Origin of the sequence: Parabacteroides faecalis, assembly GCF_022809355.1 — a bacterium.
Taxonomy (GTDB): Bacteria; Bacteroidota; Bacteroidia; order Bacteroidales; family Tannerellaceae; genus Parabacteroides; species Parabacteroides faecalis.
Genome location: NZ_JAKZMM010000009.1, coordinates 23838 through 48728, shown reverse-complemented (window position 1 = coordinate 48728; position 24891 = coordinate 23838). Strand labels below are relative to the sequence as shown.

General features: G+C 46.5%; 19 protein-coding genes. 13 read left to right on the top strand and 6 right to left on the bottom strand.

The window, feature by feature from the left end; translation table 11 throughout:
- The first annotated feature begins 21 nt into the window (after nucleotides 1–21).
- A complete protein-coding gene (locus MUN53_RS05050) occupies nucleotides 22–450 on the top strand; it encodes an HU family DNA-binding protein (RefSeq protein WP_243323672.1) in 429 nt (142 codons plus the stop codon).
- A 56-nt stretch (nucleotides 451–506) separates the two neighbouring features.
- Here MUN53_RS05050 and MUN53_RS05045 read toward each other — a convergent pair whose 3' ends face one another.
- From MUN53_RS05045 to MUN53_RS05020, 6 genes are all read right to left on the bottom strand, one after another.
- On the bottom strand, nucleotides 507–3494 hold the full coding sequence (locus tag MUN53_RS05045) for a glycoside hydrolase family 2 TIM barrel-domain containing protein (RefSeq protein ID WP_243323671.1): 2988 nt from the start codon (nucleotides 3492–3494) through the stop codon (nucleotides 507–509).
- Nucleotides 3495–3532: 38 nt separating this feature from the next.
- Nucleotides 3533–4393, bottom strand: coding sequence for an AraC family transcriptional regulator (locus MUN53_RS05040; RefSeq protein WP_243323670.1), 861 nt, complete (start codon nucleotides 4391–4393; stop codon nucleotides 3533–3535).
- 66 nt (nucleotides 4394–4459) lie between these two features.
- Nucleotides 4460–5455 carry a uroporphyrinogen decarboxylase family protein gene (locus MUN53_RS05035; RefSeq protein ID WP_243323734.1) on the bottom strand — a complete coding sequence of 332 codons (996 nt, stop codon included), beginning with the start codon at nucleotides 5453–5455 and terminating at the stop codon, nucleotides 4460–4462.
- Nucleotides 5456–5467: 12 nt separating this feature from the next.
- Complete coding sequence (locus MUN53_RS05030) at nucleotides 5468–6136, bottom strand: corrinoid protein (protein ID WP_243323669.1); 669 nt, start codon at nucleotides 6134–6136, stop codon at nucleotides 5468–5470.
- Between the two features lie 2 nt (nucleotides 6137–6138).
- Nucleotides 6139–7707, bottom strand: a complete 1569-nt coding sequence (locus tag MUN53_RS05025; protein ID WP_243323668.1) for a sodium/sugar symporter — start codon at nucleotides 7705–7707, stop codon at nucleotides 6139–6141.
- A gap of 35 nt (nucleotides 7708–7742) precedes the next feature.
- Nucleotides 7743–8834 (bottom strand): uroporphyrinogen decarboxylase family protein, encoded by a 1092-nt coding sequence (locus MUN53_RS05020; protein ID WP_243323666.1) that lies wholly within the window; start codon nucleotides 8832–8834, stop codon nucleotides 7743–7745.
- 121 nt (nucleotides 8835–8955) lie between these two features.
- Here MUN53_RS05020 and MUN53_RS05015 point away from each other — a divergent pair, with 121 nt between their 5' ends.
- The 12 genes from MUN53_RS05015 (at nucleotide 8956) to MUN53_RS04960 (ending at nucleotide 24844) form a co-directional block, all read left to right on the top strand.
- Nucleotides 8956–9846 (top strand): helix-turn-helix domain-containing protein, encoded by an 891-nt coding sequence (locus tag MUN53_RS05015; protein ID WP_022455530.1) that lies wholly within the window; start codon nucleotides 8956–8958, stop codon nucleotides 9844–9846.
- 140 nt (nucleotides 9847–9986) lie between these two features.
- Nucleotides 9987–11021, top strand: a complete 1035-nt coding sequence (locus tag MUN53_RS05010; protein WP_243323665.1) for an alpha-L-fucosidase — start codon at nucleotides 9987–9989, stop codon at nucleotides 11019–11021.
- Nucleotides 11022–11187: 166 nt separating this feature from the next.
- Nucleotides 11188–12237, top strand: coding sequence for a family 43 glycosylhydrolase (locus tag MUN53_RS05005; RefSeq protein WP_243323664.1), 1050 nt, complete (start codon nucleotides 11188–11190; stop codon nucleotides 12235–12237).
- Nucleotides 12238–12545: 308 nt separating this feature from the next.
- Entirely contained in the window at nucleotides 12546–13109 is a 564-nt protein-coding gene (locus tag MUN53_RS05000) for a cob(I)yrinic acid a,c-diamide adenosyltransferase (protein ID WP_243323663.1), read from the top strand.
- 137 nt (nucleotides 13110–13246) lie between these two features.
- Nucleotides 13247–13468: a DUF2795 domain-containing protein gene (locus MUN53_RS04995; protein WP_005633363.1), complete on the top strand. Its 222-nt coding sequence runs from the start codon at nucleotides 13247–13249 to the stop codon at nucleotides 13466–13468.
- Between the two features lie 280 nt (nucleotides 13469–13748).
- Nucleotides 13749–14891 carry a PDDEXK nuclease domain-containing protein gene (locus MUN53_RS04990; RefSeq protein ID WP_243323662.1) on the top strand — a complete coding sequence of 381 codons (1143 nt, stop codon included), beginning with the start codon at nucleotides 13749–13751 and terminating at the stop codon, nucleotides 14889–14891.
- A 405-nt stretch (nucleotides 14892–15296) separates the two neighbouring features.
- Nucleotides 15297–16241, top strand: a complete 945-nt coding sequence (locus tag MUN53_RS04985; RefSeq protein WP_243323661.1) for a PorP/SprF family type IX secretion system membrane protein — start codon at nucleotides 15297–15299, stop codon at nucleotides 16239–16241.
- A gap of 4 nt (nucleotides 16242–16245) precedes the next feature.
- Nucleotides 16246–17685: a T9SS ring complex lipoprotein PorK/GldK gene (gene porK, locus MUN53_RS04980; protein ID WP_243323660.1), complete on the top strand. Its 1440-nt coding sequence runs from the start codon at nucleotides 16246–16248 to the stop codon at nucleotides 17683–17685.
- Nucleotides 17686–17719: 34 nt separating this feature from the next.
- Nucleotides 17720–18751, top strand: a complete 1032-nt coding sequence (gene porL / locus MUN53_RS04975; RefSeq protein WP_243323659.1) for a type IX secretion system motor protein PorL/GldL — start codon at nucleotides 17720–17722, stop codon at nucleotides 18749–18751.
- A 54-nt stretch (nucleotides 18752–18805) separates the two neighbouring features.
- Nucleotides 18806–20374: a type IX secretion system motor protein PorM/GldM gene (gene porM, locus MUN53_RS04970; RefSeq protein ID WP_243323657.1), complete on the top strand. Its 1569-nt coding sequence runs from the start codon at nucleotides 18806–18808 to the stop codon at nucleotides 20372–20374.
- 47 nt (nucleotides 20375–20421) lie between these two features.
- The gene (porN, locus tag MUN53_RS04965) at nucleotides 20422–21501 is read left to right on the top strand and encodes a type IX secretion system ring subunit PorN/GldN (RefSeq protein WP_243323656.1); all 1080 of its coding nucleotides are present in this window, start codon (nucleotides 20422–20424) and stop codon (nucleotides 21499–21501) included.
- A 187-nt stretch (nucleotides 21502–21688) separates the two neighbouring features.
- Nucleotides 21689–24844, top strand: a complete 3156-nt coding sequence (locus MUN53_RS04960; RefSeq protein ID WP_243323655.1) for a glycosyl hydrolase — start codon at nucleotides 21689–21691, stop codon at nucleotides 24842–24844.
- The last annotated feature ends 47 nt before the right edge of the window (nucleotides 24845–24891 follow it).

The following is a 24891-nucleotide window of genomic DNA, read 5'->3' as shown; positions in this document are numbered from 1 at the left end:
AAAACTTGTCCTGATAAAGTTATGGCAATTTCTTATACGTTAGTGCAGAGAAAAGACATGAGTAGGGGTGCGTTGGAAAACGCAAAGTTGTATTATGCCCAGGCAGTGAGCACGCGCCGGGTGGAGTTTGACGATTTGTGCGATGAGATCGCAGAAACCTGTACGCTGACTTCAGCCGACATCAAGGCGGTGTTGGACCGTGTGATCTGGGGCATGGTAACACACCTGAAGAACAGCGAGATCGTTCAGTTCGGTGATTTGGGTAATTTCCGCATCGCCGTGGGCAGTGCCGGATCAGCCACGCCCGAAGAATTCACGGCAACCATGCTCCGCAAGCCGAAGGTGGTGTTCCATCCGGGCAAGCGCTTGCAGGAAATGCGCGATGTCGCCAAGTTCGCCCGCTTCACCGTCGATAAAGACGATGGCGCAGATGCTGGCGGGGGCGTGTAAATGAAAGAGCCTTCACCTCAAGAAGTAGCAGCTTCAAGGGGTGGAGGCTCTTTTGATTAGAATACAAACTCCATAAATCCTTGGCACGGAACGGCCTCTAAGGTCTTGCAATAATTACCCCAGGCTATTTCCGGATAGTCCCAACGATCGTCTACATAGAGTACCAACGGGTTGTTGTCGCGCTTGTAAAGGCGGCACGACAAGGTGGCATCTGCCGAGCAGACCGACAGGCTGCCTGCCGGATTGTCTGGCCGGAGGGTATAGAAATAGATGTTCTCTTTCATCGCTTTTGCCCGGTTCGTCAGCGGCTGGTCAGCATTGGCTCCGGCGTCTGCCCAATAATAGTAGTTGTGGGTATCGTCAGCCCAAGGCTGTTTGGGCTCTTCGCCATACGCCACCCGGTTGGGATTGTAGAGAGAAGCCCTGCCGGCATTGCCCGAGAGGGCATCTTCCGGATAGCAGCTCCAGAGTCCTTTGCGCTGCCACTCCAACTGGCGGTAGCTGTCCGGCAGATGGAATGCCAGTCCCGTCTCGCGCAGATAGCCGTTCGGCTCGCCGCTGGTCTGATAGCGGACGTGCATCTTGCCGGTAGGAGCGATGGTAAAATAAACCGTTGTCTGCACGTCTTGATAGGTTCCGGTCAGCGTCACTTCCACCATGCCGTTGCGCTGGGTATAAGTCAGGCTCTCTTTCTTCCAGTCGCGTTCGTCGGTCACAAAGCGGGTTGCCGTCTTGCGTACCTCGGCTCCCGACAGATGGTTCAGGTTGATAAAGAGATGCAGGAAAGGCCCTTTCTCGATCACCACCTGTCCGTCTGCCACCGCCTTTTCGATCAGTCCGCTCTGGCGGGAGAAAGGAATCTCAAAGCCCTGTCCCTTGACCCGGATAAAGCCGTCCGACTCTTCCACCGTCAAGGCACCCTTGCGGGAAGCCCGGGGCAGCGTAACAACCGGTTTGCCCAGTGCGACCTGTTCCTTATCGATCAGTTCGCCCTGTGCGGTATAGAAAGCGATTTCCACCGCTGTTCCTTCTTTCCAGTCCTCGCCCGGCACGACCAGCACACCCTTCTGATGCGGAGCAACCGCCGGAGACAGGATGTTTCCTTCTTTCCCGGCATACGAATAAACCATCTTGATTTCCTGCAGGCTGGTGTGATCAAAGCGGTTATAGACCGGCAGGATGAGCCGTTCGCCCGGCAGGACAGAGGCGACCTCGCGCTCCAGCAGGCGCACCGGCGAATAGGCTTTCTTGGTGGACCAGAACTCCGGCTTTTCACGCCGCCATACATCCACGATGCCCCATTCGCCATAGCCTACGCAGTTACCCCGGAATCCTTCGGGTTTCGCCGTATGGGCAAACTCTTTCCAGAAAGGCGTTCCCTTCTTCGGCTCGGGCAGCTGGAACGTCTCGTCGATATATCCCCAGATAGCGCCGCCCAGTCCGCCACGGGCATCAAACAAGCCGCTCCACATCATCTCCAGCGACTGGCCCCAGAACTCGCGGATGTTCGGATCGGTCTGCAAGGTCTCATACGTATAACAAGCCGGATGCGCCCATTCGTCGAAGATCGCCGGAATACCTTCGCCCTCGAAGCCCCGCGTCGAGCGGTTCCACTGGTTCAGGTTTCCGTGCACATCCTGATAATGCATACTCAGCAGGTCGTAGATCGGCTGGCGGTCGCCCAGCGAGCCCGGATAACTGAAGATCACGGGGCGCGTCGTATCGGTTGCCTTCACCCAGTCCCACGACTGCTGGAAATTCTTCCCATAGACACTCTCGTTGCCGATCGACCAGAATAGGATAGAGGCATGCGAACGGAACGACTTCACCATCTCGCGCAGCTGAGACAGATAGCGGTGCGTGAACGCCGTACTGTCTTGCGTCTTGCCCGGCGCATAGTTCTTCTGCCGGTGCGTATCGACGAAACAAACCGCCGACTCGCACTCCACATACACCCCGAAGCGGTCGCAATAATCCAGGAAATGCTCGGAAGGCGGATAATGCGAGGTACGGACAAAGTTCATGTTCGAACGCTTGAAGAGCAACACATCCAGGCTGTCCAATTCAGCCGTCGTGGTTCGTCCCAGCTTCGGGTGAATATCATGACGGCAGGCGCCACGCAGCTTCACCGGCATACCGTTCACAAACATCTGGTCTTTGCGGATCTCCACCTCACGGAAACCCACCCGTTTGCTGAAACGGCAGACTTCCTGTCCGTCGCGCACGACCTGCACGTGCAAGGTATAAAGATTCGGATGCTCGGCATCCCACTTCAGCGGAGCCGTGACCTGCAGATCCTGGCTGTTCATGCCCGGTTTCAGGGCAAAGCGCGCCTGTGGTAACTTCACCTCACGGCCATCGGGAGCCAGCAAGGAATAAACAACCTCTTCGCCCGCCACCCGGTTCATCTGATAACGCACCCGCAACACGGCATCCTGATACTGCGCATCCAAATCCGTCTCGAGGTGGAAATCGGCCGGATGATTCTCCGGCAAGGCAAAGAGGGTGACATCCCGCAAGATGCCGCCGATGGGATGATGCGCATAGCCCGAAGCATACGAGATCTCATCGAGGCGATCGGTCACTTCCAGACGGATCTCGTTCTTCCGGCCAGCCTTCACGAAGTCGGTCACATCGGTTTCCCACCGCGAAAAGCCGCCAAAGTGCTCGCGCACGAACTTCCCGTTGACAAACAGCCGGGCATGGCTATAGACACCGTCGAAGCGCAAGATGACCGTCTGTCCCTTGAAGTCGGCCGGCACGGTGAACGTCTTCCGGTAAAAGAAAGGCTGGTCGTGGCGGATGGCATAGCCCTGCATCGCCGGTTCGCCGGGCACTAAGATCGGTTCCCAACGGTCTTTCTCGGTATATTTAAAGTCCCATGTACCATTCAGCAGCAGGCTGGGACGCTGTATTCCGGACTGATATTCCGGAATCAGGTAAGTCGTTTCGGAGGTCTGCTCGGCAGCACGCGCTGATGCCGGTTGCCAGAAAAGAGGCAGGCAGCAGGCACACAGACCCAATACAAATGTTCTACTGTTCATATTTATCCAGAATTAATAATTGATATTAGATCGTCAGATCATTCCCGGAAATCCCGCGGATTGATGCCGACCTGTTGTTTAAATACCCGGCAAAAGTGCTGGGAAGAATTGAAGCCACAGGCAAAACCAATTTCTTTCAGGCTCAATTCGGTGTTCTTCATCAGCTCGATCGCCTTATTCACCCGGAGCTGGTTCAGGTAATCCAGCGGAGAAAGCTGGAGTGTCTGCATGAAGAGTTTGCGCAGATAGCGTTCACTGATATCCAGCGACTGGGTCACCTCAGCCATCTTGATGTTTTCACGATAATGTTTCCGCAGATAATCAATGGCGTATTTCAGATTCTCATTGGCGCCTATGGGTACAAACACTTCTTCGAGATAACGGTAAATCAGCATCAACAGTTCGGCGTAATAGAGAATCACCAACGATTCATAATAGAGTTTTTGGGCATCCAGTTCGTTGATGATGCGCTGGATGACCCGCATGATCCGGACGTTATTACCAATCTTGATCAGGCGGTTCTGATGCGAAAAGACCGGGAAAGAAGCAGCCGTCTTCCCTTCGGCCTCTTCTTGCAGGAAAGCATAGAAAATCTCCGGAAGAAATTCCAGCTGGAGCAATGTCGTTCCCGCCTTGCCGGCTTCAAACAGATGCTCCACGTTCGAGTCGATGATCATGATCTCGCCTTCCTGAAAATAGAAGCATTCTTCCGGCAAACTCAGGATACAAGAGCCTTTCTTCACATAGTTGATTTCCAGTCGTAAATGCGTATGCGGACCATAGGCCTCGTTCGCCTGGAAAGAAATCACCCGAAATACTTCTGCCAGACGCTCGTGTTTCAAGTTGTTCCTCAAGTCTTCCAGCAAACAGAAAAATCGGGATGCTGAAATTTTATCCATAAGCCATACGTTTTGAAGCAGACAAGGAAACGGGTAGTCGCCTCATCTCCCTGTCCGCCGGTATCATTATTCCTGATTAAAAGCCTGTAATGCCTTGTAGAAAGCGCGGATATTGGCTTCCGGAATGCCAGGAGGCATATCACAGCCGGAAGAAAGTACATAATTCCGGTGAGAAGCCGTCTGCTGAAGCAGTTCCAGTGTCTTTTCATAGACCACTTCGGGAGTAGCCTGTTTCAGTACGCCTACCGGATCCAGATTTCCCATCACCAGACGATCAGCCGGACAAACTTCCAGGACTGATTTCATATCGATGGCATTGCCGAAATGCAAAGCGGCGGCATCCGTCTGAATCATCGCCTGCGTGCATTGTCCGCTATTGCCACAGTTATGCAGAATGATCGTGAAGTCATCGTCTTGCAACGCATCCACGATTTGCTTGACATACACCGACGAATAAGCCTGGCAATCTTCATCCGACAAAAGGCCGGCAGCCGGTTCGGCAATCATCACGCCTGTCACACCGATCCGTTTCAGTTCCCGGCAATACGCCAGGATAAAGGCGGTGCACTTTTCCAACAACTGACGGATCGTGTCGGGCTCGATGTAGATCGCCATCATAATTTCCGACATATCGTATAAACGGCCTGCCAGTGAGTACGGACCGATACAGCCGGCGATGACCGGACGATCCTTAAAGTAAGCAACCGCCAGCTGATTAGCCTTCAGATATTCCGGTACACGTCCCTGTGTCAGATCCGGCACCTGCAAAGCCTGCACGGAAGCCTCATCGCAAACCAGGCGGTTCACGACATGCGGCATATCATCTTCGGGAAACTCGATCTGGCAACCGAAAGCTTCGGCCTCGACGGTCAGATCCATGATCACCGTACAAGCCGCCATATCGTATTTCTCCACCACAGCCTTAATCGCCTCGAAGTGGACTTCCCCATTCGTCACTGCATCGACCACATGCTTGCCGATGTATTCAATTCCCGGATGCGTCATGATAGGCATTGCCACCCGACGCGGATTCTTCATAATCTGATCTATCCAAGCTGCCATCATCTTCTCCCTTTATGCGCTAATCTTATTCAATATATCTACCAGTTCCTGCGGACCGTCGGTATAATAATCCACACCGATCCGTTTCGCGAAGTCGGCTGTCACCGGAGCACCACCCACAAACGTGATCACATTCGGGAACTCCTTCTTGATCGCAGCGTTGATCACTTCCATGTTCATCATCGTGGTGGTCAACAAAGCCGACATGCCCACATAAGCATTCGGATGCTGACGGATCGCTTCCAGATACTGATCCACCTTCACATCCACACCCAGGTCGATCACCTCGTATCCATTGCCTTCGATCATCATGGCCACCAGATTCTTTCCGATGTCATGCAAGTCACCTTCGACTGTGCCGATGATAAACTGACCTTTCCGTTGTACGGTTCCGTCATTGAAGAAAGGCTTCAGGTGCTTCATGGCTGTTCCCATAGCCTTGGCACTCATCAGTACCTGAGGAACAAACACCTTGTTTTCCTTAAACTTGAGACCGATTCTTTCCATTCCCAGAATCAAGCCTTTCGTCAGGATATCCGAAGGGCTAACGTTTTCTTCCAAAGCCTGAACCGTGAGTTCTTCGGCTCCGGGTTGTCCTTTCATGGCAGGAGGATAAGGTGAAACCTGATTAATCTTCCCAAACTCCACACATGCTGCAATTCTTTCAAACAAATCTTCCATAATTACCAAAATATATAATAAATCGTGCTTAATATAACCATTATCAAAATACTGAGTCCTTTGAACAAACGGGTGGTACGGAACAAGGCCGGATCAATGATGATCGCTTTCGAGGCATCAGCCGGCTTCTTCAGCCAGCCCAGCAGGAACATGGTTGCCGCACACAACAGGAACACATATCCCATCCGGTCAATAAACGAGACTTCCGGCAGGAAGACACGCATCAGCAGCGAGAAGACAAATGTGCCTATCGCCGCGGCAATGGCTCCTTCCGCATTCGACCGCTTCCAAAAGAAACCCATCAGAAAGATACAAAGAGCACCCGGACTGACAAAGCCTGTGAATTCCTGGATAAACTGGAATGCCTGATCCAGGTTTCCCAACATAGGAGCAATGACGACGGCAACCACCAGACTCAATACTCCGAACAGACGTCCGACACGAACCAGCGTCTTCTCCGACGGTGCCTTGGCCAGATACTCTTTATAGATATCCATCGTAAATATCGTGGAAATACTGTTGATCATCGAAGCCAGCGAACTGACCACAGCCGCTACCAACGCCGCAAAGGCAATGCCCTTGATGCCCGTCGGAATAAAGTTATGCATCAGCCAGGGATAAGCCTGGTCCGGTTTATCGATCGGCGCATCCATGGCAAAAGCTACAATTCCCGGAATCACCACAATCAGCGGCAGGATAATCTTCAGCAACCCGGCAAAAACCAGTCCCAGCTGTGCTTCCGGCAAACTCTTCGCCGCCAAAGCTCGCTGGATAATGTATTGGTTACAACCGAAGTAATAAAGCGAAGACACCCATAATCCGCCCAGAATCACGCCCACACCCGGCAAATAGATATAATTCGGATCGTCTTTATCCAAGATCAAGTCGAACTTCTCCGGCACCTGCTGCAACAGTTGGCTGAATCCGGCCAAAGCGCCTTCGCCACCGGAATAATAGTCAAGTGCCACATACGTCGTCAGCAGACCACCACCAATCAGGAAGACCACCTGAATGAAATCGGTCAGTGCCACCGCTTTCAATCCGCCATAGATAGAATAGATGCCGGCAAACAAAGCCAGTCCGACGATACTCCAGAACATATCTATTCCCATAATCTTGTTAATGGCCAGCGAGCCCAGGTATAGAATAGACGTGAGGTTCACGAAGATAAAGACCAGCAGCCAGAAGAAAGCCATAATCGTTTTCACCCGCTTGTCATAACGCATCTCCAGAAACTGAGGCATCGTATAAATATTCGACCGCAGATAAATCGGCAGGAAGAAGACGGCGACAACAATCAGGGTTGCTGCTGCGATAAACTCATACGAGGCAATGCCCAGACCGATCGCAAAACCCGAACCAGACATGCCGATAAACTGCTCGGCCGAGATGTTGGACGCGATGATCGACGCACCGATCGCCCACCAGCTCAAAGACTTTCCCGCCAGGAAATAGTCCTGGGAATCTTTGTCTGCACCCCGACGTGTCCGGCTCACAAACAAGCCTGTAAACAGGATCAGGCAAGCATAAGCGATGAAAATCACCAAATCGAGTGTTGAAAATGTTTGCATGGCGGTTAACTAATTCGTTTATTCTGTTTTCTTCCTTATTTCTTCCGCTTGTCTTCGATACCGATTGTTTCCAATAACGTAAAGAAGTTTTCCATCGGCGTATCCAACTGGACATGATGTGTCGGCGCACAAATCCATCCGCCGTTCTTGCCGATCGAGTTCTTCAGCCACTGATATTCCCGACGAATCTCTTCTGCCGTGCCTTGAGGCAAGGTGGACTGCACTGCCACTCCGCCGAAGAAACAGAGCTGATCCCCGTATTTCTCCTGCAAGATCTCCGGATCCATGCATTCGGTCTGTATCGGATTCAACACATCCAGACCGATTTCGATCAGTTCCGGTATAATATCATAATTACAACCATCGGTATGATAGGCAATCTTCACCTGCGGATTCATGGCCTTTGCCGTACGGATAATATCTGCCATCCGCGGCTTGAAGTATTCCCGCCATAAATCCGGGTCGATCAATAAAGAATCCTGCGCACCCATATCATCGCCCAACCAAATCATATCGACGCCTCGACGCACCATCTGGCAAACCACTTCCTTATGATACAGATAAGTTTCATCCAACAAGTGATTGGTCAGTTCCGGATTCAGATAAAAGTCGGTCATCAACGTATCCAGGCCACGCAAAGCCCAGGCTGTTTCGAAGATAGTACCATGCACACGTCCGATGATATAATATTCCTGTCCATATTCCCGTACCAGGCGCTCCAGATGCGCATACAATTCCGGACGAGTCGGATCGGGAGCCTTATAAGCCATCGCCGCCTCATCATGATCCCGCAAAGGATTATGGGCAATATTCGTATAATGCCCCACACCAAAAGGAGTTGTATAAGGATCAATCTTCCATTCAACACCCCATTCATCGGTATAAGCTTCCGGCTTCAGGTAATAATTGGTTACCCAACCCGCGCCTGCCTGCAAAGCATCCTGACCGGTCAGTATTTCCAAATCATATCCATACCAGGTACGATGGTGCGGTTCCGTAAACATAGGCGGCAAATGAAATTCAGCACGAAGGCGATCTGCAAACTCCGGAGTAAATGTCGCCTGAAAAGGAGGGCGATCTGTCTCTTCGTGATTTAAGGCTCTAATAACCCGTTCTTTATGTGTCATGATAATTGATAGATTTATATTTATCCGTTTTTGCAAATGTAGGACTTGCAAATCCCATTCTTTTGAAATATATTTGCGTTGATTGATACTATTTTTGCAATCATCCTAAAATTCACCAATAATGGACCAGATATCCGTCGAGAAAGTCATTAAGCCTGTTCATTCTTCGTTTTCGGCAGTCTGCTATGAACATACTTATTTTGAGGCACCTTTGCATATTCATCCGGAATATGAACTGATCCTGATCGAACAAGGAGAAGGTTATACTTTTGTCGGTGATATGACCTATAAGCTGGCTGCCGGAGACTTTATGCTGATCGGGCACGACCTGCCTCATCTCTGGCTTAGTTCACACGAATATTATATTAAAGGGACTTCATTGCGGTCGGCTTCGGTCTATTCCCAGTTCAAGACCGATATTTTCCCGGCTCAGGAATCAGCCGTCGAAGAGTTTTCGTCGATCTATCGCCTGCTGTCTGATTCCCAAAAAGGATTACGCTTTTCGGGCGACGGACTTGAACGCATCAAACAACAGTTTCGGGAACTGCCCGCCTTGTCCGGCTTTTCCCGCCTGCTCTCACTTTATCAGATCCTGCAAGATCTGTCGGCCTGTCCTTATACATTCCTGACCAGTGCCCATTATATCAATACATATGAACAAGGAAAAGAAGACCCGATCATCCAGCGTGCTCACCTGTTCATGAACCGGAACTATCAGGAAAACATCACCCTCGAGCAAATCGCAGCTTATGCCGGCATGAATCCAAGTGCCTTGTGCCGATATTATAAGAAACACACCGGCGAGACGCTTTTCCAATATCTGGCCGAACTGCGTATCTCATACGCCACCAAACTACTCATGAACAAGAATATCTCCATCGGACAGATTGCCTATGACTGCGGTTATAACAACTTATCGCACTTTAACCGGCAATTCAAGGCCATCATGGGAAAAACACCCAGCGAATACTATCAGCAGCTGCAAAAACATCCGGGTGTACTCGGGACATAAGCCTTCAGGAAGAATATTTTACAACGATAATCTGCGAATATACAATCGATATCCGATCAGATCCGTTATTTTTGCTTCAGAAAGAAGCAGAGAAAAGCATTTCTGTATATTTGATTCATCAACTTAATCTTATATATAACATGATACACAAGAAACTTAGTACGTATGTCACTTTATTAGTATCTTTTCTGTTGCTCAGCGGATGTAGCAACAAGCGTCCTGAAATCATCCAGGAAAAAATCCCCGATGAAATAAGAGCCCAGGAAATGAAAGACCTGCGGTTTGGTATGTTTATCTGCTGGTCGTTCAGTACTTTCTCCGGCACCGAATGGACCGGACAGGAACTTCCACCGGAATTCTTCCGGGCCACCGAATGTCATACCGACCAATGGGCCAAGACAGCCAAAGAAGCCGGTATGAAATATATCTATTTCCTGGCGAAACATCATGACGGCTTCTGCCTGTGGGATACGAAAACCACCGATCTGAAAGTCACCAATGCACCGTTGGGCAAAGATGTGCTGGCCATGCTTCGCAAATCATGCGATAAATACGGTATCAAGTTAGGACTTTATTTCTCGGAAGGCGACTGGAACTGGCCGGGAGCGACACGAGGAAAAGGCGGCAACAGCCGTGATGCCGGCGGCAGTAATCCGGAAGTCAAGAAAGCCCAGCTAAAAGAACTCCTGACGCAATACGGACCCATTGAATTAATTTGGTTTGACCATGCTGTAGGCGACGGCGGATTATCACACAAGGAAACCACAGAGTGGGTACATCAGTTCCAACCCAATTGCTTCGTCGGCTATAACCACGGAGAACCTTCCGGACGTCTCTGCTTGCGGGAAATGGGAAAACCCGGTCAGCTGGGCGATGCCAATGCATCCCAATACAACAAGGAACAGGAGAGTAGCCATAAAGGATATCTAGTAGCCGAATTCACCTATCCGATTCTTCCTCCGCACGAAGGTGGCGCAATGTGGTTCTATTCCTTACCCAAACACGACCAGCTCTGCTATCCGGCTTCGAAGATCTTCCACGATTATCAGGAAGCCGTGAAGTACGGTAATATCTTCTCGCTGAATGTCGGACCGGATTATCAGGGAAAAATCAGAGACATTGATGTCAAGACCTTGCAGGAAGTAGGGAAGATGATTCGCGAATCAGAACAATAAGCATGCTGAAGGTTGGTGCAATCAATTGGGAATAGAGAAGGGCCGATTCGTTTTGCCTAGGGTTTACCGGAAATTACTATCTTTGCCCGACGAAACTTGCTGCCCGATGCCGGGCAATGCGGTTTCACTCAATTCTCAATTTCGATTGTCACCAATTTATAACAACATGAAATACATTCTTAGTCTATTCAGTTCGTTTTTGCTTCTCGCTTGCGGAGGCAATGAATCATCAGCCAACCAGGGAGCAGCACCTTCCGACTCAACAACAACCGTTGCCGAATATCAGAATCCGGTGATCCGTATCTCGGCACCCGATCCGACAGCCATTCGGGTGAAAGACGGCACTTACTATCTCTATGCCACCGAAGATATCCATAATCTGCCTATCTTCAAATCCAAAGATCTGGTGCATTGGGAAGAAATAGGTACGGCTTTCACGGAAGAGACGCGTCCAAACTTCGTCGATAACAATCCCGAAGGAAAGAAAGCTGCTCTCTGGGCACCTGAGATCCGGTATATCAAAGGGAAATATGTGCTGTTCTATTCGTTGGCCGAATGGGGCAATCATTGGATCAGTACCATCGGTTATGCCGTTTCCGATTCGCCCGAAGGTCCGTTTACACCGAAAGGGAAGGTATTCAACAGCCGCGATGTCGATGTTGAAAACTCCATCGACCAGTTCTTCTATGAAGAAGACGGCAAATATTACATGCTTTGGGGCAGTTTCCGGAATATTTATATCATGGAGCTGAATGTAACAGACAATCTGGATATCACACCGAAAGTAGAAACCAAGCAGCAACTGGCTGGAAATGCCTACGAAGCCATCAATCTGTGGAAACGCAACGGTTATTATTACCTGTTCGCTTCAGTCGGCTCTTGCTGTGAAGGTGAAAAGAGTACTTACACAACCGTGGTAGCCCGCTCGGAAAACCTATTCGGCCCTTATGTCAACAAGAAAGGAGAAAAGATGCTCGACAATGCCCACGAAACCGTATTACACAAAAATAGCCGTTTCGTTGGGACAGGCCACAATGCCATCCTGCAATTAGACGACGAAGGCAATACCTGGATGCTATATCATGCCTTCGAACTGAGTAACCTCGGAGCACAACGCCAAGTCTTGCTCGACCAGATCCTGTGGGATGAAGACGGATGGCCTTACGTAAATAAGCAAGAGCCTTCGGAAAGTGCTTGTCCGCCAGTTATCAAGTAATACTTTCCTCGTTATAAACTAATCTTTTCACTTAGGTGAAAAGATTGAATCACCCAGGTGAATTAATTGATTCACCAATATGATTTAATTAATTCACCTAGGTGACTCAATATAAATAGGCTTATCTTCGTATGAATTAATAACGTAAAAACATTAGTTTACAAGCTATTAACTAGGAATATCCAGTTGTGTCATACCCATCATCCATCAGCCACCCTGAAAAAAGAAAGCAGGCAAGCAGCAACTTGAATAATAATGATTATCTTTACAGCCTTGAGTTGAAAACAAATCGATAACGAAAAGAAGATATGGCAAAAAGTTTGATATATACCCGTACGGGAGATAAAGGCACAACATCGCTGGTGGGCGGACAACGCGTATCGAAAGCCGACCGCCGCATAGAGAGTTATGGCACCATTGATGAATTGAATTCATTCATCGGTCTGCTGATGACAGCTATCGATGACGCAGAAGACGAGCAGTTCCTGCTGTTTATCCAGCATAAGCTGTTTACCATCGGTTCCTATCTGGCCACCGACCAATCGACTACCGAATTGAAAATCGAAAGTCAGGTGACTCAGGAAAGCATTGAAAAGATCGAACATGAGATTGACCGCATTGACGAGAAACTTCCCAAGATGAAGAATTTCGTATTGCCGGGAGGTTGCCGTTCGGCTTCGCTGGCACACGTATGTCGCACCGTATGCCGACGGGCAGAACGCCGCATCTACAGCCTGGCAGAACAGGCCGAAGTAGAAGATCCGGTGCTGATATTTATCAACCGTCTTTCCGATTATTTATTCGTATTGGCACGAAAAGAATGCCTGAAGCATAACGGAAAAGAAATTATTTGGGATTATACTTGCATCTAAAAAATATTGTTATACATTTGCGGAAAATTTGGAACCGAGGCAGTGCCAAAACGTAATCATCGTCATACAGAAAAAACCGATGTGTTTTGTAAAACTCAATTACATCTTGGCATCTCCTCTTTAATACTATAGAAACTATGTATTGGACATTAGAGTTAGCTTCAAAATTGGAAGATGCACCATGGCCTGCAACCAAAGACGAATTGATTGATTATGCTCAGCGTTCGGGTGCACCATTAGAGGTAATAGAGAACCTGCAAGAAATGGAAGACGAAGGCGAGATTTATGAATGTATGGAAGATATCTGGCCTGATTATCCGAGCAAGGAAGATTTCTTCTTCAACGAGGAAGAATATTAATAGCCTTCAAATAGGTTGAACAATTAAATATCAGCGCGACAAACAAATATTCATTGTTTGTCGCGCTGGTGTTTTAAGGCCTTTTAAAGTGTGGTTTATCCAAACTACGGTATCTCTTCTATTGAAAAAATAATTTATTAAGACCATTGTAGAAAAGCTAGGAATTATAGAGTTTGATATAGATGCATTTATTGTCTATAAAATTGTTATCTTTGTTTCTGACCGTTCCAGATTGTGTAATTGGTCATTGTGTAATTCTTTAATAAAGAAGATTAAGCTTATGGGTGAAAATAATGGTTTAAATCAATTGAGTGAGCTTAATAATGCAGTTCATATCATAAAGAATGCAATTCTTAATAGTCAGGAACGTGCCTTGGGCTTAGTAAATCAGGAACAATTGGCATTATACTATGGTATTGGAAGATTTATATCTGCTAATACCAGGAATAAGAATTGGGGAAAAGGATTTATAGAGGCTCTTAGTGAACAGTTGCGTAAAGAATTACCTGGATTGAGAGGCTTTTCTGCCCCAAGCTTACGCAAAATGCGTACATTTTACGAAGAATGGAAAAGTCTTTCTGATATTTCGTTCGTTGAAACGAACAAATTAGCAACCAATATATCAAATTCGTTCGTTGAAACGAATGAATTACCTATTGTTCATTTTAAAGTAGGTTCTGATTTTCCTATATCTGCATTTATGGGCATAGGATTTACCCATCATTATGCCATAGTAAGCAAAGTAAAGGATATGGAACAAAGAAAGTTTTATATTCAGTTTGCGTTTGAAACCAAAGCTAAAGTTGATGAATTGGAGAGAATGATAAATGATGACTTATATAATCATCAGGGCCAATTACCTAATAATTTTAAGAAGAATATTCCGGATAAACTTCAAGCCTATCGAGCTATTTCTATGTTTAAGGATGAGTATTTACTCGATTTTATTAATGTGGAAGAGTTGTTTGTACGTGATAAAGATAGAGATGAGCGATTGATAGAGCAAGGTATCATACAGAATGTGAAAGAATTCATTATGACATTTGGTAAAGATTTCACATTTGTGGGGAATCAATATCATTTAGAAAAATATGGAGTTGAGGAATTTCCTGATTTGCTGTTTTTCAATAGGGAACTTGCTGCTCTAGTTTGTGTGGAATTGAAGGATGGTCCATTTAAACCTGGATATCTTGGTCAGTTAGCTGCTTATCTTCGCATTCTTGATGATGATGTTCGTAAACCTAACGAGAATCCTTCCATTGGTATTATTCTTTGTAAAAGTGCAAATAAGAAATTTGTTGAGTATGTTATCCAAGATTACGATAAGCCTATGGGTGTAGCGACCTATAAGACTTCAGCAGACATGGATGAACGGCTAAAAAAATTACTTCCCCCAGTTGAGGAATTGGAGAAATTACTTTAATCATATAGATAAAAGTAATGTAATAAGAGGTTTATTACATTCTGTTTTTTGTTTGTCTGTTTATTTCTATAATCGTCTTTGACCATTTTAGTTTGTCTAAGCAACAATGCAATTTAGATAACTTTAGAAATACCTGATCTAGGTACATCTAATCATCCAAGACAAAAGTATAAGAACAGAAATTAAAATTCTTCATGTTTATCTAAAAACTATTATCTTTGTTCTTGTTTGTGGTGAACTTGCTCAACCACGAGATAAATTAGACAACTGATTGCTATTCATATGAAACAATTTCTTCAATAAAGAAAACAATAGAAAGCCGATTGTTCCGTTATAAGTTTAGTGGTTTCGGAATATCTCGTACGAAAGGCAAGAAAGGAGGTTACCGGTATTTATAAAAACAGCATGAAGCGAATACTTTTTCTGATCATATTAGGATGGGCAGTTCTCCAAGGACTGAAAGCACAGACGGATGCGGCATTAAGCCATTATTTTATGGCGACGGCGTATTATAATCCTGCGGCTGCCGGATCAACAGAAGATTTAAAAATGCTGGCTTTGTTTAACCGACAATGGGTAGGATTTCCCAACGCTCAACAATCATTCTTTGTAACAGCCGATATGCCTCTGAAGATAGGAAAGACCAATCATGGTATCGGCATAGCGGCTTATACAGAAAGTATCGGTCTGTTTCAGAATACATTCGTCGGTGCCCAATATGCCTATAAGCAGAAACTTTTCGGAGGTGTATTGAGCGGAGGATTGCAAATCGGCTTCGTAACGGAATCATTCAAAGCCGACAGTATCTATATTCCTCAAAGCCCTTTTCACCAGCAAGAAGACGAGGCCTTCCCAAAAGGAACGGTCAGCGGAATGGGACTTGACCTGAATGTCGGACTCTTTTACACCCATAAAAACTTTTATGCCGGCATCGGTTATACCCATGTTACCTCTCCAGAGATACAATTAGAGGAAACCGTGTACACATATATCGGAGGAATGCTTAATTTTATGGGCGGATACAATATTCAGCTGAATAATCCGTTGATAGTATTAAAGCCTTCCGTATTTTTGTTAACAGATACGAAAAATTATCATCTGGATGTAACAGCACGGATGGAATATAATAAGATGTTTAACGGTGGTATCTCTTGGAAGATGAACGAATCGGTCGGTATCTTGCTGGGAGCAAACATCGGAAAATTCAACATCGGCTATTCTTTCGGTTATCCGACAACGGCCATACGGAATGTATCATGGGGAAACCATGAAGTGGTGGTTCAGTTCCGGTTAAAACTGAAAAAGACAAAGACAGGAAATACAAAACATAAAAGCGTACGTATATTATAAGTATATGAAAAGAATAGGGGTAATACTTCTGGCAGTAGTTTCGCTGCTGACCTCTTGTGGCAGATCGCTTTCGAATGCTGGAGGAGAAGTCACGGGAGCACGTTCAATGGCTATCAACGAACCGGCTCCTTACGGAATGGTGCTAATCAACCGGGGTTCCTTCGAGATGGGACCGGCTGAAAAGGATTCGATTTGGGGAATCATGCCGGATAAGAAAGGTATTTCGGTAGATGCCTTCTGGATGGATGAAACAGAAACGACGAATGCTGAATATCGTCAGTTCGTATATTGGGTGCGCGACTCCATCATCCGTGAACGTCTGGCCGATCCGGCTTATGGTGGTAATGACTTGTTCAAGATCACCGAAGACAAATATGGTGATCCGGTAACACCTCATTTGGACTGGAGCCGTCCGATTCCCTGGAAAAAGGCAAACGAAGACGAAATCCGAGCTATTGAGAGTGTCTATTATACCAACCCGGTAACAGGAGAAAAGAAATTGGATGCCAAACAGATGGTATTCAAATACGAATGGTATGATTATACAGCAGCCGCTCTCCGGAAAAACCAGATGGATCCGACAGATCGCGTCCGTAATACCGACATCAAGGTTGATCCGAACGAAGTAATCATGATCTCGAAAGATACGGCTTATATTGACGAAGAAGGAAACATCGTCAACGAAACCATCACACGCCCCAGAAGTGGTCCTTGGGATTTCCTGCATACACGGATTGTCAATATTTATCCGGACGAAAACTGCTGGGTAAACGACTTCAACAATGCTTACAACGAACCTTATACCCGTATGTATTTCAATCATCCGGGATATGATGATTATCCTGTTGTCGGCGTATCTTGGGAACAAGCCACAGCCTTTTGTATCTGGCGTACCAACCTGTTCAAACAATCATTGGCTTTACCGGCTGGACAAGTTGTAGAGCCTTTCCGTTTGCCAACGGAAGGAGAATGGGAATATGCAGCCCGTTGCGGAAAGAACGAGAATAAATATCCCTGGGCAGGCGATAACCTGGTTGGTGGTAGTGGTAAAGGTTGCTTCTTGGGTAACTTCAAGCCCGGAAAAGGTAATTACACGGAAGACGGTCACCTGATCACTTCCCGCGTAGGTTCTTTTGCTCCGAATGAATTTGGCTTGTTTGATATGGCCGGTAACGTATCCGAATGGACTTCTACCGCTTATACAGAATCAGGTCCGAATCAGATGAGCGACATCAATCCGGAACTTCGGTACAATGCAGCTAAAGAAGATCCGTATGCCCTGAAGAAGAAAGTGGTAAGAGGCGGTTCCTGGAAAGATGTATCCCAGTTTATCCGCTCGGATATGCGCAGTTTCGAATACCAGAACGAAACCCGTTCATACATTGGTTTCCGTTGCGTCCGCACACAAATCGGATTTTCCAAAGTAAAAGGGAAAAAGAAATAAGAAGAATATTACAAACGAATAAAGATATAATTCCATGGGAAAATATAGAAGATATAAGAATATCATAGAAATGTTCCTTTCCAGTGAGAAAGGAAAACGTGTATTGAACTTCTGTTACAGCTGGGGTGCTTCAGTCGTTATCATCGGAGCCTTATTCAAGTTGTTGCATTTACCGTATGCCAACCAAATCTTGTTTGTAGCAATGATTACGGAAGCTGCCGTATTCTTTATTTCTGCCTTTGAACGTCCGAACGACGAATATCATTGGGAAGATGTATTCCCGGTTCTTAAATCAAAGAATCCGCTGGATCGTCCGGACTTCAGTAAAGGAAGCGAAGCCAACGGCGGTAACGGTATCCAAGTAGGAGGCGTTGTCATGAATATGGGTAACGACATGTCTTCCAATGCTAGTGCAGTCAGTGGTGCAGCCGCTGCTGCCTCTTTAGGGTTGAATGTAACGGAAGAAGATACCCGCAACTTGTCTGACAGTATCAAGAAACTGAGTGGTGCAGCCGAACAAATCTCAAAGATGGCGGAACTGACCGAAGCTACTCAGAAATACCTGGAACAATTGTCGTCGATGTCTGAACAGATGGAAAAGTTCTCACAAGTGACCAACTCATTGACAAGTGCTTCCGACACATTATTAAATGCCTACCAGCATATTTCCGATAATTCGGACGGTATCAGCCAGAATTCAAAAGGCTATGTACAACAGATGGAGGCATTGAACCAAAATATCAGTGGTCTGAATGCCGTTTATGAAGCACAGTTGAGAAGCATCAGCATGCAGATCGAAAACATCGAACAGATCAATGCCGGCTTGTCCCGTATTAAAGATATGTACAACGGTTCGGTTGTGGATAGTTCCGTATTCCGCAGCGAAACGGAAAAGATGACACAACAGCTGGCTCAGCTGAACCAGGTATATAGCCGTTTGTTGCAGGCCATGACTGTTAATATGGCTCCTCAACAGCCGATGTATCAACAGCAGCCGTATCAGCAACCGATGTATCAGCAGCCGTATGGATACCAACAACCATACAATGCTCCGAAACAAGGATGAGTGAAATAAAGAATAAAGTTATATAGAACGATTTTGTAGGAAAACAGATAAACAATGGCAGGAGTAGCAAACAATCCGAATTCGCCACGCCAAAAGATGATCAACCTGATGTATCTGGTGTTTATCGCCATGATGGCATTGAATGTATCATCAGAAGTTTTGGATGGCTTTGAGCTGGTTCAAGACAGTTTGCGAACCTCCATCGACAATACGAAGCAACGCAATGACATTGTTTCCAACGAACTGGAAGCCTATTACCAGACAAACCCCGAAAAGGTGAAGGAATGGTACCAGAAAGGTCGGGAGGTAAAGCAGAAGTCAGACTCTTTGTATAACTATATACAGGATCTGAAGCAGAAGATAGCCGTCATCGCTGATGGCAAAGAAGCGAATGTGGATAACATTGAACATAAAGATGACCTGGAAGCGGCAGCACGTGTTATGCTTGCTCCGATGAAAGGTGAAGGAAAAAAGTTGCGTGAATCGATCGATGCTTATCGGACATGGTTGGGTACGCTTGTACAGGACTCTGCTAAAACACGTATCATCGAAAATGCGCTGAGCACAGAGCCTCCTTATCAGCCGGGTATTAATATCCGGACATGGGAAACAGCCTTGTTTGAGAATATGCCGGTGGCAGCAGCTATTACCTTATTGACAAAGATACAAAGTGATGTACGTTATGCAGAAGGAGAAGTCCTTTCCATTCTATTGAAGAACGTGGATGTCGGAGACTATCGTGTCAACCAGATCACGGCACAGGTTATTCCACAAAGCCAGATCGTGATGCGAGGAAGCCAGTATCAGGCTAACATTGTCTTGTCGGCAGTCGATTCGACCAAGCGTCCTACCATCTTTGTAAATGGGAAAGAACTTCCGGCAGAAAAAGAAGGTGTATTCACAGTAGGAACAGGCGCAACCGGAACATTCCCGGTAAAAGGATATATCGAAATGCCCAATAGCGACGGAAGCACAAACCGTTATCCGTTCGAAAGCGAATATTTCGTAACGGAGCCCAGTGCTACGGTAGCTCCTACATTGATGAATGTCTTATATGCTGGTATTGCCAACCCAATCCGTATTGCAGTTCCGGGTGTTCCGAGTGGAAACGTAACCGCAACGATGACGAACGGAACATTAACACGAAAAGGAGATTTATGGGAAGCTCGTCCGTCGAAAGTAGGGACAGAAGCTATCGTTACGGTCAATGCCCGCATGGCCGATGGCAGAAATGTCGAAATGGCCAAAACATCGTTCCGCGTACGTGCTTTACCCGATCCGATGCCTTACATCGAATATAAGGACGAAAACGGAAATGTCCGGAAATTCCGGGGCGGAAAGATTTCCAAACGTAGCTTGGTGGAAGCAAACGGAATCCTGGCAGCCATTGACGATGATCTGTTGAACGTAAAATATACGGTGCTGAGCTTTGAATTGACATTCTTCGATTCGATGGGTAATGCAATTCCGGAAGTAGCACAAGGAACCAACTTCTCGCAACGGCAAAAAGATTACATCCGCCGTCTGTCAAGGGGAAAACGGTTCTATATCACCAATGTGATCGCCAAAGGTCCGGACGGTATTGAACGTAAAATATCAACGATCGAAGTAATTGTCAATTAATCTGCTTCAGAAGATCAACTACGAAAGAAATAAATATATAACGTCTTATGAAACGTATCTATTATATAGTGGCTTGCTTGCTTTCCTTGATGACCATTCTTCCGGCTCAGGCTCAGGATGAGAATGAAGGAACGCAAACATCGCAGCAACAGCGCAAAGGACCGCGTGCCAGTCGGGGAGAACGGGCAACAGCAAAAGAAGAGAGCGGACTGCCGGAATTGTCGGTCCGTGCGCAAGACCTGAATGAACGTCTGACCCAACAGGTAGGAAATGCCCGCTGGATGCGCGTGGTATATCGCCAGGTCGATCTGACTAAAGAAAAGAATACTCCTTTATATTATCCGATTCGTCCGATGAACGGACAGATGAACTTATTCACCTTGATCTTCCAACTACTCAGTGAGAATAAGTTGAAGGTGTATGAATATTTGGATGGTTATGAAGTATTCGATGATGAACACTTGGTAAACTTCAAGGAAATGCTGGACCGTTTCCATGTCTTTTATGAAGAAGTGGAACAGAAGAACGGAGGCGAACCATCATTAGTCATCAACGAAAGTGATATTCCTTCCGAACAGGTGAAATCATATTACGTAAAGGAAATGTGGTACTTCGACCAGAACAATTCTTTGTTCGATGTCAAGACGCTGGCCATTTGCCCGTTGTTATCGTCCGACAATGATTTTGGTCAAACCACCAGTCCGATGTTCTGGTTGCCTTATGAAAATCTCCGTCCTTATTTGCATACGGCTTATATCATGACATCTAACCTCAACAATGCAATGACATTCACCATCGACGACTATTTCCGTCGTCGGATGTTCGATGGTGACATCATCAAGACACAGAACCTGATGAACCAGCCATTGCAGGCCTATTGTCCAACGCCTGATTCATTAAAGAAAGAACAGGACCGGATCGAAAAGCAGCTAGTTTCATTCGAGGATTCATTATGGATGAAGCCGGATACAACGTTGCTGAAAGAACTGGAAGCTAGCCAAAAAGGGAAGAAAGCCAAGGCAAAAGAAACTAAAGTAAAAGAGACCAAGACGGAGAAAGTAAAAGCGCCGAAGGCATCAAAAGCTCCGAAATCTTCTGGTGCCGTTCGAAGTATTCGCCGCAGATAAGTATAAAAACAAGCCGATAAATATTTTACCGGGATGTCACCAACGTGGCATCCCGTTTTTTATACACCACAAATGAAATTCCACTCCATATCAATATTGATAAAACAAATATCAAAAAAGAAAGATGGCTTACAATAGAAGCGGTTATCTTTGAGACAAATTATGTATGTTCTCAATCAAAAACACCATGAAGAATCTAATTGGACAGGCCCTATTAGGCTTAGCTTTATCATTAGCAGGCATGAGTTGCTCATCCGATCCAGTCGAATCGGTATTTAAAGATCCGTCAGATCAGGTACAAACTTCCGTTTATTGGTATTGGATTTCAGGAAATATCTCGGAAGAAGGTGTAAAGAAAGACTTGTATGCCATGAAAGAGGCCGGTATCAACCGGGCTTTTATCGGAAGTATGGGAGTGGATGGAATTGAAACGCCCTATAAGAAGGTGGCATTCGGCAGTGAAGAATGGTGGAAAATTCTGCATACAGCCTTAAAAACGGCCACAGAGTTGGGTATCGAAATCGGAATCTTCAATTCACCTGGCTGGAGCCAGTCCGGCGGACCTTGGATTAAACCCGAACAAGCCATGCGGTATCTGACTTCAACCAGCTGTCAGGTAGATGGAGGGAAAAAGATTTCCATGACATTAGATAAACCTTCCAAGGATTTTCAGGATGTTCGTGTAATCGCGTTTCCTGCACCAGAGAAAGCAGATACCGTGTCATCAGGAAAAGTAGCATTTTCTAAAGATCAGAAAAGTCCATACGAAGTAATCCTCAAGACAAACCCAGGTTTTACTTTGCGGACCATTTCATTTTATCCTTCAGAAAAGCCGATCAATACAACAGCCCGGTTATTTGCCGAACAGAACGGAAGCTATAAATTAATAGACGAATTTATCCTCGACCGCTTCAATGCTGCACTGAATGTAGGTTTTGATCCGTATGCTCCGGTTGTTGTCTCCGTTCCAGCAGTTCAAGCCAGCCGTTTCAAAGTAGAAATAGAGGCATCAGCGGCTGGAGGCGAACTCAAAGACATTATCCTGTCGTCAGCTCCGCAAATCGAACGTTATCCGGAAAAGAGTCTGGCTAAGATGTTCCAAACACCGCTACCTTACTGGAAAGAGTATCAATGGCGTGAACAACCGGTTTTAGATGAGGCATCATGGGCGATTCATTCAGAACAGGTTCTTGATATCTCTTCCTGTCTGACAGGTGATCAGCTTACTTGGGAAGCTCCAGCCGGGAAATGGATCATCATGCGGACGGGTATGTGCCCAACCGGTGTAACCAATAGTCCGGCAGAGCCAATCGCTACAGGATTGGAAGTAGATAAGATGAGTCGTGAACATGTAGCGGCCCATTTCGAGGCTTATATGGGAGAAATCATTCGACGCATTCCGGAAGCCGACCGGAAATGCTGGAAGGTTGTTGTACAGGACAGCTATGAGACAGGAGGTCAAAACTTCACAGACGACTTCATGGAGTCTTTCAAGTCTCGCTATGGTTATGATCCGTTACCCTTCCTGCCTGTATATAATGGATATGTAGTAGATAGCCAAGACCGCTCGGATCGTTTCCTTTGGGATGTACGCCGACTGGTTGCCGACCGAGTAGCCTATGATTACGTAGGTGGATTACGGGATATTTCCCATAAGTACGGATTGAGAACCTGGTTAGAGAATTATGGGCACTGGGGTTTCCCCGGAGAATTTCTCCAGTATGGAGGACAATCGGATGAAATAGGCGGTGAGTTCTGGAGTTTCGGTGATTTAGGGAATATCGAAAACCGGGCAGCGTCTTCTTGCGGGCACATCTATGGCAAACAACGTATCTCGGCTGAATCATTTACCAGCGGAGGCCGCCCATTCAACTGTTATCCGGCCATGATGAAACAACGCGGAGACCGTTTCTTCAGCGAAGGTATCAACAGCTCGCTATTACATCTATGTATTTCCCAGCCTTCAGATGAACGTGTACCGGGAGTAAATGCCTGGTTCAGCAGTGAATTTAACCGACTGAACACCTGGTATCCGCACATGGATTTATTCACATCCTATCTGAAACGTACCAACTTCATGCTACAACAAGGATTGAACATTGCCGACGTTGCCTATTTCATCGGAGAGGATGCTCCTAAAATGACAGGAATCACGCAGCCGGCTTTGCCGAAAGGATATCAGTTCGATTATATCAATGCTGAAGTCATTGAACGGGATTTGTATGTAAAAGATGGCTTATTGACTCTTCCTCATGGAACACGATACCGGATGCTTGTATTACCGGAATTAAAGACAATGCGACCGGAGTTATTGGAGAAAATAGCATCGCTACTCAACGACGGTGCTGTCATTTTGGGGCCTGCACCGGAACGTTCTCCGAGTGGAAAAGATTATGAGAAAGCGGATCAGCAAGTAAAAGCTTTGGCAGAAAGCTTGTGGAAGGGGCTGGACGGAAAACAAACGCAGGCCGTACAACGAGGGAAAGGCTGGCTTCTGTATGGCATGTCCATGCAAGAAGCATTGGAGAAGATAGATTGTGTACCTGACTGTCAAATACCTGAAGCTTCTCCTGTCTTATATGCGCACCGGCAGGCTGAAGGAAAAGACATTTATTTCCTGTCCAATCAAAGTGATCAGGAAATAGAAGTGACTCCCGAATTCCGCATACTAGGGAAACAGCCCGAATGGTGGGATGCTACCACAGGTAAGATCCGTCGGTTACCGGCTTTCAAGTTCACAGAAGACGGGACACAAGTTCCTTTGCGGTTGGCTCCTTTCGAGAGTGCGTTTATTGTATTCCGGCAGAAAGGCAAAGCTTCGGCAACAGGTATTGAAGCGAACTGTCCACGCCCGGAAACATGGATGACTTTGGATAAGGATTGGAACGTTACATTCAAGGATTCGATACGAGGACCGAAACAAGCGCAATCATTCGATCAGTTAATCGATATCAGCACGCATCCGAATGAATCCATCCGTTATTATTCGGGAACTATTGTTTACGACAAACAGATTACCATCGATCAGTTGCCGGCTGGAAACATTTACCTGAATCTGCAAGACATAGGAGTTACAGCCAAAGTAACCGTAAACGGTCAATATGCAGGTGGCGTCTGGACACCGCCTTATCGTTTGGACATATCAGAATGGTTACATAAAGGAGAGAATCAAATTTCGGTAGAAGTAACCACAACCTGGCAGAACCGCCTGATCGGAGACAGCCGCCTACCGGAACAGGAACGGACCACGTGGACAGCCTGCAACGGATGGAGCGAGAAAGATCCTTTACAGAAATCAGGATTGATCGGGCCAGTCACGCTGGAGGTTGTAAAAAGGGAATGATTCTAAATGGGATTGAAAGGGTTTATTTGTCAGAACGCCGGAACTTG

What these genes read in the sequence shown, in the direction of transcription:
- MUN53_RS05050 (WP_243323672.1), top strand. Translation starts at nt 22, where the DNA reads ATGGCAATTTCTTATACGTTAGTGCAGAGAAAAGACATGAGTAGGGGT.
- MUN53_RS05045 (WP_243323671.1), bottom strand. Translation starts at nt 3,494, where the DNA reads ATGAACAGTAGAACATTTGTATTGGGTCTGTGTGCCTGCTGCCTGCCT.
- MUN53_RS05040 (WP_243323670.1), bottom strand. Translation starts at nt 4,393, where the DNA reads ATGGATAAAATTTCAGCATCCCGATTTTTCTGTTTGCTGGAAGACTTG.
- MUN53_RS05035 (WP_243323734.1), bottom strand. Translation starts at nt 5,455, where the DNA reads ATGGCAGCTTGGATAGATCAGATTATGAAGAATCCGCGTCGGGTGGCA.
- MUN53_RS05030 (WP_243323669.1), bottom strand. Translation starts at nt 6,136, where the DNA reads ATGGAAGATTTGTTTGAAAGAATTGCAGCATGTGTGGAGTTTGGGAAG.
- MUN53_RS05025 (WP_243323668.1), bottom strand. Translation starts at nt 7,707, where the DNA reads ATGCAAACATTTTCAACACTCGATTTGGTGATTTTCATCGCTTATGCT.
- MUN53_RS05020 (WP_243323666.1), bottom strand. Translation starts at nt 8,834, where the DNA reads ATGACACATAAAGAACGGGTTATTAGAGCCTTAAATCACGAAGAGACA.
- MUN53_RS05015 (WP_022455530.1), top strand. Translation starts at nt 8,956, where the DNA reads ATGGACCAGATATCCGTCGAGAAAGTCATTAAGCCTGTTCATTCTTCG.
- MUN53_RS05010 (WP_243323665.1), top strand. Translation starts at nt 9,987, where the DNA reads ATGATACACAAGAAACTTAGTACGTATGTCACTTTATTAGTATCTTTT.
- MUN53_RS05005 (WP_243323664.1), top strand. Translation starts at nt 11,188, where the DNA reads ATGAAATACATTCTTAGTCTATTCAGTTCGTTTTTGCTTCTCGCTTGC.
- MUN53_RS05000 (WP_243323663.1), top strand. Translation starts at nt 12,546, where the DNA reads ATGGCAAAAAGTTTGATATATACCCGTACGGGAGATAAAGGCACAACA.
- MUN53_RS04995 (WP_005633363.1), top strand. Translation starts at nt 13,247, where the DNA reads ATGTATTGGACATTAGAGTTAGCTTCAAAATTGGAAGATGCACCATGG.
- MUN53_RS04990 (WP_243323662.1), top strand. Translation starts at nt 13,749, where the DNA reads ATGGGTGAAAATAATGGTTTAAATCAATTGAGTGAGCTTAATAATGCA.
- MUN53_RS04985 (WP_243323661.1), top strand. Translation starts at nt 15,297, where the DNA reads ATGAAGCGAATACTTTTTCTGATCATATTAGGATGGGCAGTTCTCCAA.
- porK (WP_243323660.1), top strand. Translation starts at nt 16,246, where the DNA reads ATGAAAAGAATAGGGGTAATACTTCTGGCAGTAGTTTCGCTGCTGACC.
- porL (WP_243323659.1), top strand. Translation starts at nt 17,720, where the DNA reads ATGGGAAAATATAGAAGATATAAGAATATCATAGAAATGTTCCTTTCC.
- porM (WP_243323657.1), top strand. Translation starts at nt 18,806, where the DNA reads ATGGCAGGAGTAGCAAACAATCCGAATTCGCCACGCCAAAAGATGATC.
- porN (WP_243323656.1), top strand. Translation starts at nt 20,422, where the DNA reads ATGAAACGTATCTATTATATAGTGGCTTGCTTGCTTTCCTTGATGACC.
- MUN53_RS04960 (WP_243323655.1), top strand. Translation starts at nt 21,689, where the DNA reads ATGAAGAATCTAATTGGACAGGCCCTATTAGGCTTAGCTTTATCATTA.